The following is a 15,458-nucleotide window of genomic DNA, read 5'->3' as shown; positions in this document are numbered from 1 at the left end:
CCGTCAAGCCCCTTCACAAAACGAGAGGTTGCATCTTCCTCCCCTTGCGCTCACGCGTGGAAGTGGGGTCTTCTCGGCTCAAGATGATAAATGCTGCTCTTTTCTTCATCGAAGAATCGCTGTTTTTCACCGACCTTTTCGGTCAGCTCCGTTTTCATTTTTCACAACATAAAAACTTTTTCTTGCAACCGGTTGCGAAACAAAGCCGCGCTTGAAACGCGAAAACGGGAGGCATACAATGAAAAAGGCATAGTGAAACGGCGCCCAATCGCGCACACTAACGGTAAGCGCGAGCGGATTTTGGCAAAAAAGGAGCTGTGTTTTCGATGGCGAAAGTGCTAGCCGTTAATGCGGGAAGTTCCTCGTTGAAATTCCAGCTGTTTGAGATGCCGGCAGAAACGGTGTTGACCAAAGGGGTCGTCGAACGGATTGGCTTTGACGACGCGATTTTCACCATTGTCGTAAACGGTGAAAAACATCAAGAAGTGACGGCGATTCCGGATCATGCCGCGGCCGTTAAAATGCTGCTTGATAAGCTCATTCGCTACGGCATTATCCGTTCGTTTGACGAAATTGACGGCATCGGGCACCGCGTCGTCCACGGCGGGGAGAAGTTCAGTGATTCGGTGCTCATCACCGAGGACGTCATCAAGCAAATTGAAGAAGTGTCCGAGCTCGCTCCGCTCCATAACCCGGCCAACCTCGTCGGCATTCGGGCGTTTCAGGAAGTGCTGCCGGACGTGCCGGCCGTGGCGGTGTTTGACACGGCGTTCCACCAGACGATGCCGGAACAGTCGTTTTTATACAGCTTGCCATATGAGTATTACACGAAATTCGGCATCCGCAAGTACGGATTCCACGGCACGTCGCACAAATACGTCACCCAGCGGGCGGCGGAGCTTCTCGGCCGGCCGATCGAACAGCTGCGCCTCATCTCGTGCCATTTAGGCAACGGGGCGAGCATCGCGGCGGTTGAAGGCGGCAAGTCGATCGACACGTCCATGGGCTTTACGCCATTAGCCGGCGTGGCGATGGGAACGCGCTCCGGCAACATCGACCCGGCGCTCATCCCGTACATTATGGAAAAAACGGGAATGACGGCCGATGAAGTGATTGACGTGCTGAACAAAAAGAGCGGCATGCTCGGCATATCCGGCATCTCGAGCGATTTGCGCGACTTGGAAAAAGCGGCCGCCGAAGGAAATGAGCGCGCAGAACTGGCACTTGAAGTGTTTGCGAACCGCATTCATAAGTACATCGGCTCATATGCGGCGCGCATGTGCGGGGTCGATGCCATCATCTTCACCGCCGGCATCGGCGAAAACAGCGAAGTCGTGCGGGCGAAAGTGTTGCGCGGCCTCGAGTTCATGGGGGTGTACTGGGATCCCATCCTAAACAAAGTGCGCGGCAAAGAAGCGTTCATCAGCTATCCGCACTCGCCGGTCAAAGTGCTCGTCATCCCGACGAATGAAGAGGTCATGATCGCCCGCGACGTCATGCGGCTGGCGAATTTGTAGGGGTTGACGAGATTTACAAACAAAAACGTAATTTGTAACTAGCAAAAACATGCTAAAGCAACCTTTTTCATATTCGATTACGAATGTGGGAGGAGGTTGCTTTTTTCTTTGTCGATAAAAAAACGAGCATGCGTTAACAAAAAGAGAGTTTACACCATTAATGATGCGCTGAAGATTGTCCTAAAAAGAATCGTTGCAGCCATGTTGGCCAAAACAGCTGCCTCAAACAAACGGGGCGGCTATTTTTTTGTTTCATCGCTTATACGCTTTGTTGAGTGTTCATGGGTTCCCTTCGTTTTGCCTGTTTCCTCCCGGCAATTGTCGGAATTGCTGGAGGGAGTCGTTTCGCGCCAAAATGAGAGTGCACACTCGATTGAAGGGAGTGAACGGATATGGCATTGTTTCGTGATGATGCTCATGTGTATCGGGTGATCGGCGAGTTTATGCAAATTCCGTCGCGCCCAAGGACGGAAATGGAGCTGCGCAGCTGGTGGGGACAGCATCCAGCGTATCAGGAATACGGCAACGAGGTGGAGCAAATCAATCGGATTGGAGAACAAATCCGCCGTTCCCGCGCCGCGTTCGTCTTTTATTTGACCGATCCGGAGGCGGTCATCAGCATCGATGCGAGGCGGCCGGAAACCGGTGAAAACTACGCCATTTATTTCGGGCAGGCAATCGATGCGCCTGATGTTGCCATCAAGACGACCGGCGATATCGCCCACCAATTTTGGGGCGGCAACATCAACGTTCCATTGGCGCTCATGACCGGAAAAATGAAGGCAAAAGGATCGAAAGCGAAGGCGCTGCAGCTTCTGCCGCGCATCGTGCCGGCGTTTCCGCTTTATCGGCGCTATTTGGAGCTGATCGGTGAGGATGGACTTCTTCATGCCTTGTGAGCTCGGCGCTGACAGGAAGGTGATGCCCCAAACGTCATTTAGATGTTTGGTTTGATGGAAATTTTTTGTAGCCCGCTTTCATGGCCGGACAAATGTCGGGTGAAAACGCAAAAGCAAAAGGAAAAATCCGAGCATCATCGGGATGGATGAATGATTGAAAGCGGTTTATAGTAAAAGTGGGCCAAAAAATTTCTGATAGTTCAAAATATTAAGGAGGTACTGATATGCCCAGTGTGAAAGAAGTGTTTCAGATGATCGATCAACAATTGAAAGAAGACATTTCACGAGCGGAAGGAATTGTCGCCGTGTATCAATTCAATTTGAGCGGCGATGAAGCCGGCGTCTACCAAGTCGTGCTCCGGCCGGATGCAGGATTTGTCATTGAAGGGGAGCAAGAGCCTTCTGATTGCACGTTAAGCATGGACAGTGAAGATTTTAAAAAAATGGCGGAAGGGGAATTGAACGGAACGGAGGCGTTTATGAGCGGGCGGCTTCGCATTGACGGAGATATGGGGCTGGCGCTTCGCCTTCAAGAAGTGCTCGCCGCATACAACAGTGCAAAGCAGGCTTAACGGAGGAAAAGAGGGCGGTCGACAAATCGGCTGTCCTCTGACAAACCGATAGGGGAGAAGCGGACGATGCGTTTGACGGATATTTGGAAACGAAACATAGAGGAATATGGACCGTATCCGTTGCTGGTATTCGAAGGAAAAGAATATACGAACATTGAATGCGATACCCGTTCGTCTCAGCTGGCTCATGCATTGATTGAACTTGGGGTCAAGCCGGGCGACCGCGTTGTTGTAACGATGCCGAACAGCCCGGAAGTCATCATCGCCTTTAGCGGCGTCTTGAAAGCAGGAGCGGTTGTCGTGCCGGTGTTGCCGCTGTTGCAGACGCAGGAGCTCCATTACATTTTTAAAGACTGCCAACCGAAAGTGGTGCTGACGGCGGAAATGCTGTGGGCGAAAGCGAAAGAGGCCGCCAATGGCTTGCCGGCGCCTCCGATGATCGTCACGCTGGACGCTCCGGATTCTCCTCACTCTTTGCGAACGAGAATGGAACAAGCTCCTGCCAGCCTGACGACGTCGGAAGTCAATGAAAACGATCCTGCGGCTTTGCTTTACACGTCGGGAACGACCGGCCAGCCGAAAGGGGTTGTGTTGACGCACCGCAATTTGTCCACGAATGCGGAAGCGGCCGCTGAGATGGCGAAGCGGCTGCCGACCGAATTTGCACGCGTCGGCCTTGGGGTATTGCCCATCTCCCATGCGTTCGGATTTACGATGATGAACGTCGCGCTCCTTTTGGGGGATCAAGTCGTCCTTCTGCCGTATTTTGAGCCGAAAAAAGCGCTCGAAGCGATCGAGCGGCATCGGGTGACGCATACGGCGATGGTGCCGGCGATGTTTCATGCTTTATGCCATTATGCCGAGGCCGACCGGTACGACACTTCCAGCTTGGTGGCTTGCATATCCGGTTCTGCGGCGCTGCCGCCCGAACTTGCTGAGCAGTTTCAGCGCAAGTTCAACTGTCTTATTTTGGAGGGATACGGTCTGTCCGAGGCGGCGCCGATTGTGACGGCGACGGATCCGACGAAACCGATCAAGCTTGGATCAGTCGGCTTGCCGCTTCCCGGGGTTCGGGTGGCGGTCGTCGATGAATACGGAAATCCCCTGCCGCCAAACGAAGTCGGAGAACTGATTGTGTCGGGTCCAAACGTTTTTCAAGGCTACTATGGAAAAGACGAGGAGACCCGCCAGGCGCTGCGCGACGGCTGGTTGTATACCGGCGATATGGCGCGCATCGATGAGGACGGGTATGTGTTTATCGTCGATCGGAAAAAAGATGTCATCATTCGCGGTGGATTCAATATTTACCCGCGCGATATCGAGGAGCTGCTGATGTCCCATCCGGACGTGCTGGAAGCCGGCGTCGTCGGCGTCCCTTCACCGAAAATGGGCGAAGAAGTCGCCGCGTATGTCGTCGTTCGGCGCGGGGCCCAAGTGACGGAAGCGGAGCTGATCGAGTTTTGCCAAAAGCGGTTGGCGAAATACAAAACCCCGCGCTTTTTGAAAAAGGTCGGCTATTTGCCGAAAACGATGATCGGCAAAATCGACAAAAAGAAGCTGCGCGAATGGGCGAGCGAGTTCATTCCCGCTGTTCAATCGTAATGGAAAAGGAGAGGGGCAAGGTGATATCCTTTCAACCGTCGAAAGAAGAACAGGCGTTTTTTCAAGTTGCCCGCAGCCTAGCCGTTGAGAAAATTCGGCCGGTCGCAAGAGAGTGTGAAAAACATCGAACGGTTTCAGTTGATGTGAGCGAACGGGTGGATGAGCTCGGCTTGTCAACGCTCGAGCTTCCGGAATCGTGGGGAGGCTTGGAACTGCCGCTTCTGTCGCAATCGATCATCTGGCAAGCGCTCAGCTATGGCGATTTAGGCGTCATTCAAGGGCTTCCGGGGGCCGGGGAGGCGTCTTCCCTCTTTCGTCTGTCTCCCGAGCACCGCGTGTGGCACCGGTACCGGGAGATGGCGAAAGGCGGATGGCCGACTGTCGCCTGGATCGACGAAGCGGAACAAAAAGAACCGCTGAAGGAAGCGATTCGCGTGCGCCGGCGCGGCAGCGGATATATTGTGGACGGGGTGTCGTCTCCAGTCCGCTTGGCGTCGAAAGCCGACTGGGCGGTCATCGCCGCTAGGGACGAAGAAGAGGAAACGGTATTGCTCGCCTTTGATGAGCGAGTATGGGAGATCGAAGAAGGAGACATCAGGCTTGGGCTGCTGGCTGCCGGCATCGCTCGCCTTCGATTCGCAGAAGTGTACGCCGGTCCGGAACAACTCGTGGCCCGCGGCCCGGAAGCGGATGCATTGCTCAACCGCATGCGCGCCCGAAACCAAGTCATCGAAGCGGCGAAGGAAGTCGGCTTGATGGAGGCGGCGCTTGATTACACCATTGAATACACTGCGGGAAGAAAGGCGTTCGGACAGGAGATCGCCAAGTTCCAAGGGGTGTCATTTACGATCGCCGAAATGGCGTTCGAATGCCGCGGGGCGAAACTGCTTGTATGGCAAGCGGCCGCTGCAGTTGACCGAGGGGATGAACAGGCGGGCGGCTACGCCTGGAGCGCGTTGTCGCGAGCTCATCGTTCCCTGCGCTATGTCACCGATCAGGCCGTGCAAATGCTCGGCGGGCACGGGTACGTGCAAGAATACCCGGCTGAAAAATGGATGCGCGACGCCCAGGCGCAAGTGATGCTGTACGGCCGGGAAACGGATTGGCTCATCCGCCGCGGCGAACAGCTGCTGGGCAAACGGAAAGAGAGGGTGGCGCCATGATTTCCTTTGAATTCTCACCGCAGCAAAAACAAATCAAAGAACTCGTCCATTGGTTTGCTAAACATGAAGTGCGCCCGATCGCGCTGGAGGCCGACCGGCTCGGGCGGGTGCCGGACGAATGGCTGCAAAAAGTCAACAAAATGGGCATCCAGCTGAATGCGTCTTCGTTTGGCGGAGGGCGTGCTTCGGCTGATTCGGAAAAGAAAAAGGAGAAAAAAGAGCGCGAAGGCAACCGCGTGGCCGTCATCGCCGCTGAGGAGCTCGCGTGGGGATGCCCAGGCATCGCCCTTTCCCTTCCCGGCCCTGGCTTAGGCGGTCCGCCGATTCAATCGAGCGGCACGCCCGAGCAAAAGCAGCGGTTTTTGTCCATTTTCACGAAGGAGGAGCCGCGCTGGGGAGCTTACGCCTTGACGGAACCGGAAGCCGGCTCGGACGCGTCCGGCATCCGCACGACGGCGAAAAAAGTGGACGGCGGCTATCTCTTAAACGGGCAAAAAATTTTCATCACCAACGGCGCCCGCGCTTCTTGGGTCGTCGTGTTCGCCACGGTTGATCCGAAGTTGGGCCGCGCCGGGCACCGGGCGTTTGTCGTCGAAAAAGGGACGCCGGGATTTGTCGCGACCCGCACCGTCCATAAGATGGGTTTGCGCGCCAATGAAACGGCGGAGCTCTTGTTTGAAGACTGCTTTGTTCCTGATGAAAATTTGCTTGGCGGTGAAGAGCTGTACAGCGCAAACGAAAATCGCCCGTCCGGCTTCCAAGTGGCGATGAAAACGTTTGACAGCACGAGGCCGATCGTCGCGGCCATGGCCGTCGGCATCGCCCGCGCCGCCTATGAATATACGCTTGACATCGTTCGCAGCGAGTACCCGAAACAAGGACGGTTGTACTATGAAGCAGCCGCCCTGCTTGCCGAGGCGGAGCAAGAGATTGACGTTGCTCGCCTGTTGACGTGGGAAGCGGCGTGGAAAGCCGACATTGGCGAGCCGAATGCGATGGAAGCGGCTATCTGCAAGGCAGTGGCCGGGAAAATGGCGCTTCATGTATGCGCTATGTGCCTTGAACTGCTCGGGCCCGTCGGCCTTGACGGACATTTGGTCGAGAAATTGTACCGCGATGTGAAAGTGTTCGATATTTTCGAAGGCACGCAACAAATCCAACGCCTTGTCACCGCAAGGCGGTTGTATGCGCCATACGGGGTGCACGTATAGAAGAGCGAGGCGGCGACCCAAACATCTCCGCTCGCGGTGGAGAGCGATGATCATTTATGAAGTTGCCGGTTCGATCGAACGAAAGGGGGAATTCCGATGCCTTACGAAACGCTGCGCATCGAGCGGCGAAACAAAGGAGTCGCTTGGGTGATGATCGACAACCCGCCGGCGAACGCCATTAGCGAGCGATTAATGGAAGAATTGGAGAAAGCAGCCGATGAATTGGAAGCCGACCGCGGGGTGCGCGTTGTCGTCATCGCGTCGGCCCATCCGAAAACGTTTCTCGCCGGCGCTGATTTAAAGGATATGATTCAGCGAGGAACCCAGTTTGCCGGCAATGAAGCGGGCATCGCCGAACAAAGCGCCCGCATGCAGCGCTGCTTCGACCGATTCGCGACGATGCCGAAGCCGGTCATCGCGGCCATCAACGGCTACGCGCTCGGTGGCGGCTGCGAATTGGCGTTGGCTTGCGATTTCCGCATCATGGGCGGCGGCAAAATCGGCTTGACGGAAGTCTCGCTCGGCCTGATCCCTGGCGCGGGTGGCACGCAGCGGCTGACGCGCCTCGTCGGGCGGGCGAAAGCGACGGAACTCATTTTTCTCGCCAGACGGCTTGAACCGCAAGAAGCGCTCGAACTCGGCCTCATTCATCGCATCACGCCCCCGGAGCGGTTGGAAGAAGAGGCGGCGGCGTTTGCCGAGCAACTGTCAGAAGGGGCCGTGCGGGCGATGGGGCTTGCCAAGCGGGCCATCTATGCGGCCGAGGGGCTTCCAGAGGATGGATTTGGCATCGAAGCGGCATCATTTGCGGCAACGTTTAAGACAGGAGAGCCGGCGATTGGGCTGGCGGCGTTTTTCCAAAAGAAACAACCGCAATTTTTACGTTAAACGGAGGGATCACCGATGTCGTCATGGGCGGAACTGCTGAAAGGAAAAGTGGCGGTCGTCACCGGCGCCTCACGCGGCCTCGGGCGCGCGGATGCCTTGGCGCTTGCCGAAGCGGGAGCGGATGTCGTCATTACCGATATTTTGCTCGAATCGGATGAAGAAAGCAAACAGACGGCGCAAAAATATGGACCGCTCTCACAAGTGATGCAGAGTACAAAAGTGGTGTACGCCGAAAAGACAGCGGAAGACATTCGCGCCATGGGGCGGCGGGCGCTGGCTCTCAAAATGGACGTCACCGACCGTGAGCAAGTGAAAGAAGTGTTTGCCCGCGTCAAAGAAGAGTTTGGTTCCATTGATATTTTGGTCAACAACGCCGGCACGCTCGACCACGTTTCGCAAATCGAAAAGCAAAACGATGAGTTTTGGGAGCGCGATTTGCGGGTGAACCTGACCGGCACGTACAACTGTACAAAAGCGGTATGGCCGTATATGAAAGAGCAAGGATGGGGGCGGATCATCAACATGTCGTCTGTCGCCGGGACGCTTGGCGGCTTCGGCCAGGCGAGCTATTCGGCGACGAAAGGAGCGGTGCTGAGCTTTACGAAAAGCATGGCGCTTGAAGGGGCGCGCTACGGCATTACGGTGAACGCCATCGTCCCGGGCATCATCAACACGGAAGCGTTTCGCATGGGCAACCCGAAAATGAATGAGCGCATGATCCAGCGCACCGCGTTCCGCCGTCCGGGCGAGCCGGAAGACGTCGCCAATGCCATCGTGTTCCTTTGTTCCGATAAAGCGAAGTACATTACGGGGATTGGGTTGAATGTTTCAGGCGGCATCGAATTGTTTACGTTTTGACGAAACGGACGCCGCGCTTCGGGGCGTGCTGAAGGAAGTTCGATGTTCAGACAGAAAAGGAGGAGCGGCATGAGGGAAGTGGTGATTGTTGACGCCGTGCGCACGGCGATCGGCAAGAAAAAAGGGGCGCTCTCAAGCGTCCATCCGGTCGATTTGCTTGTTCCGGTGCTGCGGGCGCTTGTCGACCGAAATGGGCTGGATGCCGGCCTGGTGGAAGATGTCATCGTCGGCTGTGTGACAATGACCGGAGAGCAAGGGGGCAACATCGCCCGCCAAGCGGTGCTCGCCGCCGGATTTCCGGTCGGAGTGCCGGCGTTTTCCTTAAACCGGATGTGCGGCTCGAGCCAACAGGCGATTCATAGCGCGGCACAGGCGATTTTGGCCGGCGACATCGACATCGCCATCGCCGCCGGGGTCGAAAGCATGACGCGCGTTCCGATGGGAAGCGACATGGGGCGGTTCAGCCGCCAGCTGACAAGTCGGTACAACATCGTGCCGCAAGGGATTTCTGCGGAGATGATCGCGAAAAAATGGGGGGTGTCTCGGGAAGAGCTTGATGCGTTTTCCTTGCAAAGCCATGAAAAAGCGGCGGCGGCAACCGACCGTGGGATGTTTGAGCGGGAAATCATTCCGCTTGACGTGCCGGGCGAGGAGGGGACGGTGTCCTTCACCCGCGACGAAGGGATTCGGCGCGACACGTCGCTTGAAAAGCTGGCGGCGCTCAAGCCGTCGTTCCAGCCGAAAGATGGCGTCATTACGGCCGGCAACTCGAGTCAAGTGAGCGACGGCGCGGCCGGCGTGCTGCTCATGTCGGCAGAAAAGGCGGCAGCGCTTGGCTTGCGGCCTAGAGCCCGCATCGTCGCCCGCACGGTCGTCGGCGAAGATCCGATTTTGATGTTGACCGGCGTCATTCCCGCGACGCGCCGCGTGCTCGACAAAGCCGGGCTGCGTTTGGATGACATCGATGTGATCGAAATCAATGAAGCGTTCGCTTCCGTCGTCAAGGCGTGGGAGCGGGAGCTCGAGCCGGATATGGCAAAAGTCAATCCGCGCGGCGGGGCGATTGCCCTCGGCCATCCGCTCGGCGCGAGCGGCGCCCGGTTGATGACGACGCTGCTTCATGAGCTTGAGGACATGGACGGGAAATACGGATTGCAAGTGATGTGCATCGGCTTTGGCATGGCGACCGCCACCATTATTGAACGGCTGTAAAGCAGAGAGGAGGGAAGCCGTTTGCACGCGTCGATCGAAACGGCCAAACCAAAACCGGCCCGCGACTGGGCGGCGATTGGCGCGGCCATTGAAGAGGAGCTAGCCGCCATTACGGCGGGAAAACGACGGCGGAAAATCATCGCTGTGCTTGTCAAAAACGGGCTCGGCATGGTGCTGGGCGACGCCATCGCCCATAGGCTGCGGGGAAAGGGAGGGGACAACGACTATTGGCGCCATGTCGGCCGAAGGCTGCGCCTGGCGTTTGAGGAGCTCGGCCCGACGTTCATCAAGCTCGGGCAAGTGCTCGTCACCAGGCAAGATTTACTGCCGGAGCCGGTGACACTCGAGCTTGAGAAGCTGCTCGACCGGGTGCCGCCGATCGAGTTTGCCAAAATTCAATACATTCTCGAACGCGAGCTGTCCGACGGCCTCGAGACGTTTGAGTGGATCGACGAAACGCCCCTCGGTTCAGCGTCGCTCGCCCAAGTATACAAAGCGAAGCTGAAAGACGGTCCGGTCGTCGCCGTGAAAGTGGTGCGCCCGACGGTCGAAAAGCTGTTTCAAACCGATATCGCCATTATCAAAAAAATGGCCGCCCGCCTGCAAAAGCGGCTGCCGCCCGAGCTGCAGGCCGCCCTCGATCTTGGGGGGCTCGTGCAAGATTATTACAGCAGCGCCATGGATGAGCTCGACATGACGGAAGAAGCAAGAAAAATGCAAGAAATGAAGCAAAAGTACGAAAGGAGGGCTGAACATGTCACGGTTCCGCACGTGTACGACGCGACGAAAAGCGTCTTAATTATGGAATATATCGACGGCTGGCTCATCAAAGATTTCCCTGTTGACTTTCTCACTTTCGAAGAGCGGGTCAACATTATGATTGACCTCGTCCACCATTACGTGCAGACGATGCTTGACGGCCATTACCATGCCGATGCCCACGGTTCCAACATTATGATTGACAAACGGACGAAAAAAGCGGTCATCATCGACTGGGGGATGACCGGGCGGATGGACAGCGTGATGGCGCAAATTTTAATGCGCGTCATTTTGCACATCCAGCTCAACCAGGCGGAAGACGCCGCCGAGGTGTTTATGGAGCTCATGTCGCCGACTGTGTACACCGATGTCGTCAAGTTGAAAGACGAGTTGCGGACGTTGACGCTCAATTACGTCAACGCTCACCAAGGCAGCAGCCGCTACAACTACGGCCGCCTCGTCCTTGAAGCGACGGCGATCGGGCTCCGCAACTACTGCAAAGTCCCGAACGGCTTGGCGCTTTGGGCGAAAGGATTTTCCGCCACCGAAGGGACGGCGCGCTGGATTTGCCCGGAAATTTCGTACGGCGAAGTCGTGGAGGCGTATGAAATTCCAATTTTAAAAAGCATCCTCGGAAAGCGCTTTAATTTTCGCGCCAACGCGAGTCTTGTCGCTGAAACGGCGGAAATGATCGCCACCTTCCCGCGCCGGTTCAACAAAGTGTTGGAGACGATGGCCGAAAACAAATGGCGCATGACCGTGCAAGTCCAAACCGACCCGGTGACGCGCAATACGCTCAACCAAATCGCCAACCGTTTGGCGCTTTCCCTCATCGCGTTTGCCATCATTATGGCCACCGGGTTTATTGTCGCCAGCATCCCGGGCGGAACGTTTCTCGGCATGGAGAAAACGACGATCGCCAACATCGGGTTGGCCGTTTCTGTCATCTTGGTCGTTTTCCTTGGCTGGCGGCTGTTCCGGACGCGCAAACAGCGGCCGCGATTTTAAAGAGGGAGGAAGGAACATGCGCGAGGAACAAGAAGAGCTGACGATGTCAAAGCGCATCGAAGCGTTTTACCGGCAAAGCGGCGGGCCGGGAAGCCCGACGATCCGGCGGTTGCTCGATAAGCATTTGCTGTATGGGAAAGACCACGGCCTGCCGGGGAAAAAGGAAGAGTTTGAGGATGTCATCCGCGATGTGTTTTTGCAAGACCATTCGACCCGGCCGCTCGTCATCGGCCTTTTCAAGCTGAAAGAAACGCTCAAGCAGGAATGGGACGCCTATTTGGATGCATTGCGGGGCCGCGGCATCCGTGAAGAGGAAGCGGATATGGCCGGCAAGCGGGCGTAATGGGCGGATGGAAAAGGAGGGAACGACATGGCAAAAGCCGCAGTATTGCACCGCTACGGGGAGCCGCTGTCAATCGAAGAACTGGATTTGGCAATCCCCAAGCGCGGGGAGGTCAAAGTGAAAATGAAAGCGGCGGGCCTTTGCCATAGCGATTGGCATGTGGTTCAAGGGCAATTGCCGCTCCCGCTTCCCATTGTGCTCGGCCACGAAGGAGCGGGCATTGTCGAGGAAGTCGGGGAAGGGGTGACAAGTGTCAAACAAGGCGACCATGTGGTGCTCAATTGGGTGCCGTCATGCGGGACGTGCAGCTATTGCCGCACCGGGCGGCCCGATCTATGCGAGGAGGCGGCTCGGCTGATGGCGACCGGCACGCTGCCGGATGGGACGACGCGCTTTTCGCTGCATGGAAAATCCGTCTACCAATTTTTAACCGCCGGCGCGTTCAGCGAGTACACCATCGTGCCGGAGCAGGCAGCCATCCCGATTCGCCGCGACGTGCCGTTTGAAGTGGCCGCCTTGATCGGCTGCAGCGTCATCACCGGCGTCGGCGCCGCCATTCACACGGCCAAGGTGAGCCCGGGCAGCACGGTCGCGGTGATCGGCGCCGGCGGCGTCGGATTCAATATCATTCAAGGAGCCGCGTTAGCGGGGGCGAAACAAATTATAGCCATTGATGTCGTCGATGAAAAATTGGCGATGACGAAAACGTTCGGGGCGACGCACACCGTCAACGCCCGCGAGGACGATGCCGTCAGCGCCGTGCTCGACTTGACCGACGGCATCGGCGTCGACTATGCGTTTGAAGCGATCGGCCGCCCGGAGACGATGGCCGACGCATACAACATGACGCGAAAAGCGGGAACGACGGTCATCGTCGGCATCGCCGCGCCGCATGAAACGGTGGAGATCAACGCCTTTTCGCTGCCGTCCCAATCCAAAACGTTGACCGGTTCGTGGCTTGGCCAAGGCAATCCGCCGGTTGACTACCCGAAGCTGCTTGATTTGTACGCGGCGGGCAAGCTGAAGCTCGAACCGCTCATCAGCGCCGTCTATTCGCTCGACCAAATCAACGACGGATTCGCCGCCTTAAAGAGCGGGCAAAACATTCGCGGCATCATTCGCTTTGAAGAATGAGACGACAAGCCGCCCCGCGTGCGTTTGGGTGAACAAACAAGAGAAGCTGTTGGGCGGTCGGAAAGAGGGCGTTCCATCCGCCCTTGGACGAAAACGGGAAGGCCGGTGTTTGGACGGGCAAACAAGGGGATCGAAAAAACGTGGAACGATCGAGACGAGAGGGGGATTGACATGCCGGTGTTTCAAAGCGAGCAGGAAGTATACGACGTTCTCGGCCGCTTTTTTGAACGCGTGGCCGAAACGGAAGAGTCAAAAGAATTGATTGCGGCGACGGAGCTCGGGCCCGGATATGACGCGTTTGTCCAATACATTTTCCATAAGCCGGAAGCGAAAATTACATGGGCGCAGGAAAACGGGAAATTGAAAATTGTCTGCGGCGAAACAGCGCTGCGCCCGGAGCTCATTTTTGAGCAGACGGCGGATGTCGGGCATAAATTTTGGCTCGGGAAGCTCGATTTGCAGCAGGCGCTCGCCCGCCAGCAAATCAAAGTGCAAGGGCCGCTTGTGAACGCCTTGAAAGTATTGCCGCAGCTTGACGCCATTTACCCGGCGTACCGCGAATATTTGCAGGAAATCGGACGGAGCGACTTGTTGCTATAGCAGGCGAGCTTGGGAATGCATGGCGGGATGTCGCCAGGGGGCGCTGTAAGCACTTGAAAACGCGCTGTCTCCATCGGCTTTGCGCCCGATATAGCGGTTGGGAAAGGAGAAACGACGATGATTTCTATGAAAACAACAGAAGCTGGTTTATGGATTGGAGGAGAATGGCGGCCGGCGGCGGATGGCGCGATGTTTGACGTCATCGACCCGGCGACAGGCCAAGTGACGGCCCGTGTGGCCAACGCCGGGGAAAAAGATGTCGACGCAGCGGTCGCCATCGCCGAAGAGGCGTTTTCGGACCGGCGTTGGCTGTCGATTCCCCCCCTTGAACGCGGGCGCATCTTGCGGCGCATCGCCGAACTGATCCGCCAGCACCACTACGAACTGGCGCAACTCATGACGCGGGAAAACGGCATGCCGATCAATCTAGCGTTGTTTGTTGAAATTCCGCTTGCCGCCGACTGCTTCGACTTTTTCGCCTCGCTCGTCGTCAAGCCGCAAGGGGAGGTGCTGCCGTTTTCCGTCGCCGGCTCGGCGCCGGATTATATGGCGTGGACGATGAAGGAGCCGATCGGGGTGGCTGGGCTCATCACCCCGTGGAACTTTCCGCTTTTGATGCCGACGTGGAAAATCGCCCCAGCGCTCGCTGCCGGCTGTACGATGGTGTTAAAACCGGCGCCGGAAACGCCGCTGACGGCGTTGAAGCTTGCTGAGATTTGCCATGAGGCCGGCGTGCCGGAAGGCGTCATCAACGTCCTGCCTGGACTCGATGAGGCCGGAAAAGCGCTCGTCAGCCACCCTGGCGTGCCGAAAATCGCGTTTACCGGCGAGACGGCGACCGGCCGCCATATTTTGCAAGCGGCCGCGCCGCACATCAAACGGGTGACGCTCGAGCTCGGCGGCAAGTCGCCGAACATCATCTTTGCCGACGCCGACTTGGAACAGGCGGCGAAAAGCGCGCTGTTTGGCGTGTTCTACAACTCCGGGCAAGTGTGCCAAGCGGGAAGCCGCATTTTAGTCGAACGGTCGGTTTACGAAACGTTTGTCGAGCTGTTGGCCAGCAAAGCGAAAAAGCTGAAAGTCGGGCCTGGCGTGGATGCGCGCAGCGACCTTGGCCCCGTCATCAGCCGGGAGCAATACGAGAAAGTGTTGCGCTACATTGAGATCGGCAAGCAGGAAGGAGCACGGCTCGCGGCGGGCGGAAGAGCTTTGGAGGGGCTTGGCGGCGGCTATTTCATCGAACCGACGGTTTTTGCCGATGTATCGCCATCGATGCGCATCGCCTGTGAAGAAATTTTCGGGCCGGTCGCCGCTGTCATTCCGTTTCAAGATGAAGAGGAAGCCGCCTCCATTGCCAACGATACGATTTACGGCTTGGCGGCGGCGGTTTGGACGAATGACATCAAACGGGCGCTCCGCTTAGCGCGGCGGGTGAAAAGCGGAACCGTGTGGATCAACACGTACCAAGTGCTGTCGCCGACTGCGCCGTTTGGCGGGTACAAGCAAAGCGGCCTCGGGAGAGAGCTTGGCATGCAGGCGCTTGATGCCTATCTCGAGACGAAAACGGTTATTTGCGACTTGAATGACCGGCCGATGACGTTGTTTTAACAGCAGGGGAAAACCTTGTCGGAACGTTTTTACTTTCGAAGGACATTCGGACGGATCGATTTCATCAAAGCTGAACGATATAAG

14 protein-coding genes are annotated in these 15,458 nt (G+C 56.9%); all 14 read left to right on the top strand.

Annotated features, from left to right (window positions below):
• The first annotated feature begins 326 nt into the window (after positions 1–326).
• A complete protein-coding gene (locus tag GZ1_RS04975) occupies positions 327–1,517 on the top strand; it encodes an acetate kinase (RefSeq protein ID WP_060788014.1) in 1,191 nt (396 codons plus the stop codon).
• Positions 1,518–1,909: 392 nt separating this feature from the next.
• A complete protein-coding gene (locus GZ1_RS04970; RefSeq protein ID WP_015375625.1) occupies positions 1,910–2,416 on the top strand; it encodes a hypothetical protein in 507 nt (168 codons plus the stop codon).
• A gap of 224 nt (positions 2,417–2,640) precedes the next feature.
• Positions 2,641–2,988: an SCP2 sterol-binding domain-containing protein gene (locus GZ1_RS04965; protein WP_015375624.1), complete on the top strand. Its 348-nt coding sequence runs from the start codon at positions 2,641–2,643 to the stop codon at positions 2,986–2,988.
• Between the two features lie 66 nt (positions 2,989–3,054).
• Positions 3,055–4,590, top strand: a complete 1,536-nt coding sequence (locus GZ1_RS04960; RefSeq protein ID WP_015375623.1) for a class I adenylate-forming enzyme family protein — start codon at positions 3,055–3,057, stop codon at positions 4,588–4,590.
• A 20-nt stretch (positions 4,591–4,610) separates the two neighbouring features.
• A complete protein-coding gene (locus GZ1_RS04955) occupies positions 4,611–5,753 on the top strand; it encodes an acyl-CoA dehydrogenase family protein (protein ID WP_033005181.1) in 1,143 nt (380 codons plus the stop codon).
• On the top strand, positions 5,750–6,964 hold the full coding sequence (locus tag GZ1_RS04950) for an acyl-CoA dehydrogenase family protein (RefSeq protein ID WP_015375621.1): 1,215 nt from the start codon (positions 5,750–5,752) through the stop codon (positions 6,962–6,964). Before GZ1_RS04955 ends, GZ1_RS04950 begins: the two co-directional genes overlap by 4 nt.
• 96 nt (positions 6,965–7,060) lie before the next feature.
• Positions 7,061–7,852: an enoyl-CoA hydratase/isomerase family protein gene (locus GZ1_RS04945; RefSeq protein ID WP_015375620.1), complete on the top strand. Its 792-nt coding sequence runs from the start codon at positions 7,061–7,063 to the stop codon at positions 7,850–7,852.
• A gap of 15 nt (positions 7,853–7,867) precedes the next feature.
• On the top strand, positions 7,868–8,710 hold the full coding sequence (locus tag GZ1_RS04940) for an SDR family NAD(P)-dependent oxidoreductase (protein WP_011232252.1): 843 nt from the start codon (positions 7,868–7,870) through the stop codon (positions 8,708–8,710).
• A gap of 69 nt (positions 8,711–8,779) precedes the next feature.
• Positions 8,780–9,922, top strand: a complete 1,143-nt coding sequence (locus GZ1_RS04935) for a thiolase family protein (protein WP_015375619.1) — start codon at positions 8,780–8,782, stop codon at positions 9,920–9,922.
• A gap of 21 nt (positions 9,923–9,943) precedes the next feature.
• A complete protein-coding gene (locus tag GZ1_RS04930; protein WP_060788013.1) occupies positions 9,944–11,689 on the top strand; it encodes an ABC1 kinase family protein in 1,746 nt (581 codons plus the stop codon).
• 16 nt (positions 11,690–11,705) lie between these two features.
• The gene (locus tag GZ1_RS04925; protein ID WP_011232249.1) at positions 11,706–12,032 is read left to right on the top strand and encodes a hypothetical protein; all 327 of its coding nucleotides are present in this window, start codon (positions 11,706–11,708) and stop codon (positions 12,030–12,032) included.
• A 27-nt stretch (positions 12,033–12,059) separates the two neighbouring features.
• Positions 12,060–13,166 (top strand): Zn-dependent alcohol dehydrogenase, encoded by a 1,107-nt coding sequence (locus tag GZ1_RS04920; protein WP_060788012.1) that lies wholly within the window; start codon positions 12,060–12,062, stop codon positions 13,164–13,166.
• Positions 13,167–13,337: 171 nt separating this feature from the next.
• Positions 13,338–13,766, top strand: a complete 429-nt coding sequence (locus GZ1_RS04915) for a hypothetical protein (protein ID WP_015375615.1) — start codon at positions 13,338–13,340, stop codon at positions 13,764–13,766.
• Between the two features lie 117 nt (positions 13,767–13,883).
• Positions 13,884–15,374, top strand: coding sequence for an aldehyde dehydrogenase family protein (locus tag GZ1_RS04910; RefSeq protein WP_015375614.1), 1,491 nt, complete (start codon positions 13,884–13,886; stop codon positions 15,372–15,374).
• Positions 15,375–15,458: the final 84 nt, after the last annotated feature.

Origin of the sequence: Geobacillus zalihae NBRC 101842 (assembly GCF_001544135.1) — a bacterium.
Lineage (GTDB): Bacteria > Bacillota > Bacilli > Bacillales > Anoxybacillaceae > Geobacillus > Geobacillus zalihae.
This window is presented reverse-complemented; position numbering and strand designations above follow the sequence as displayed.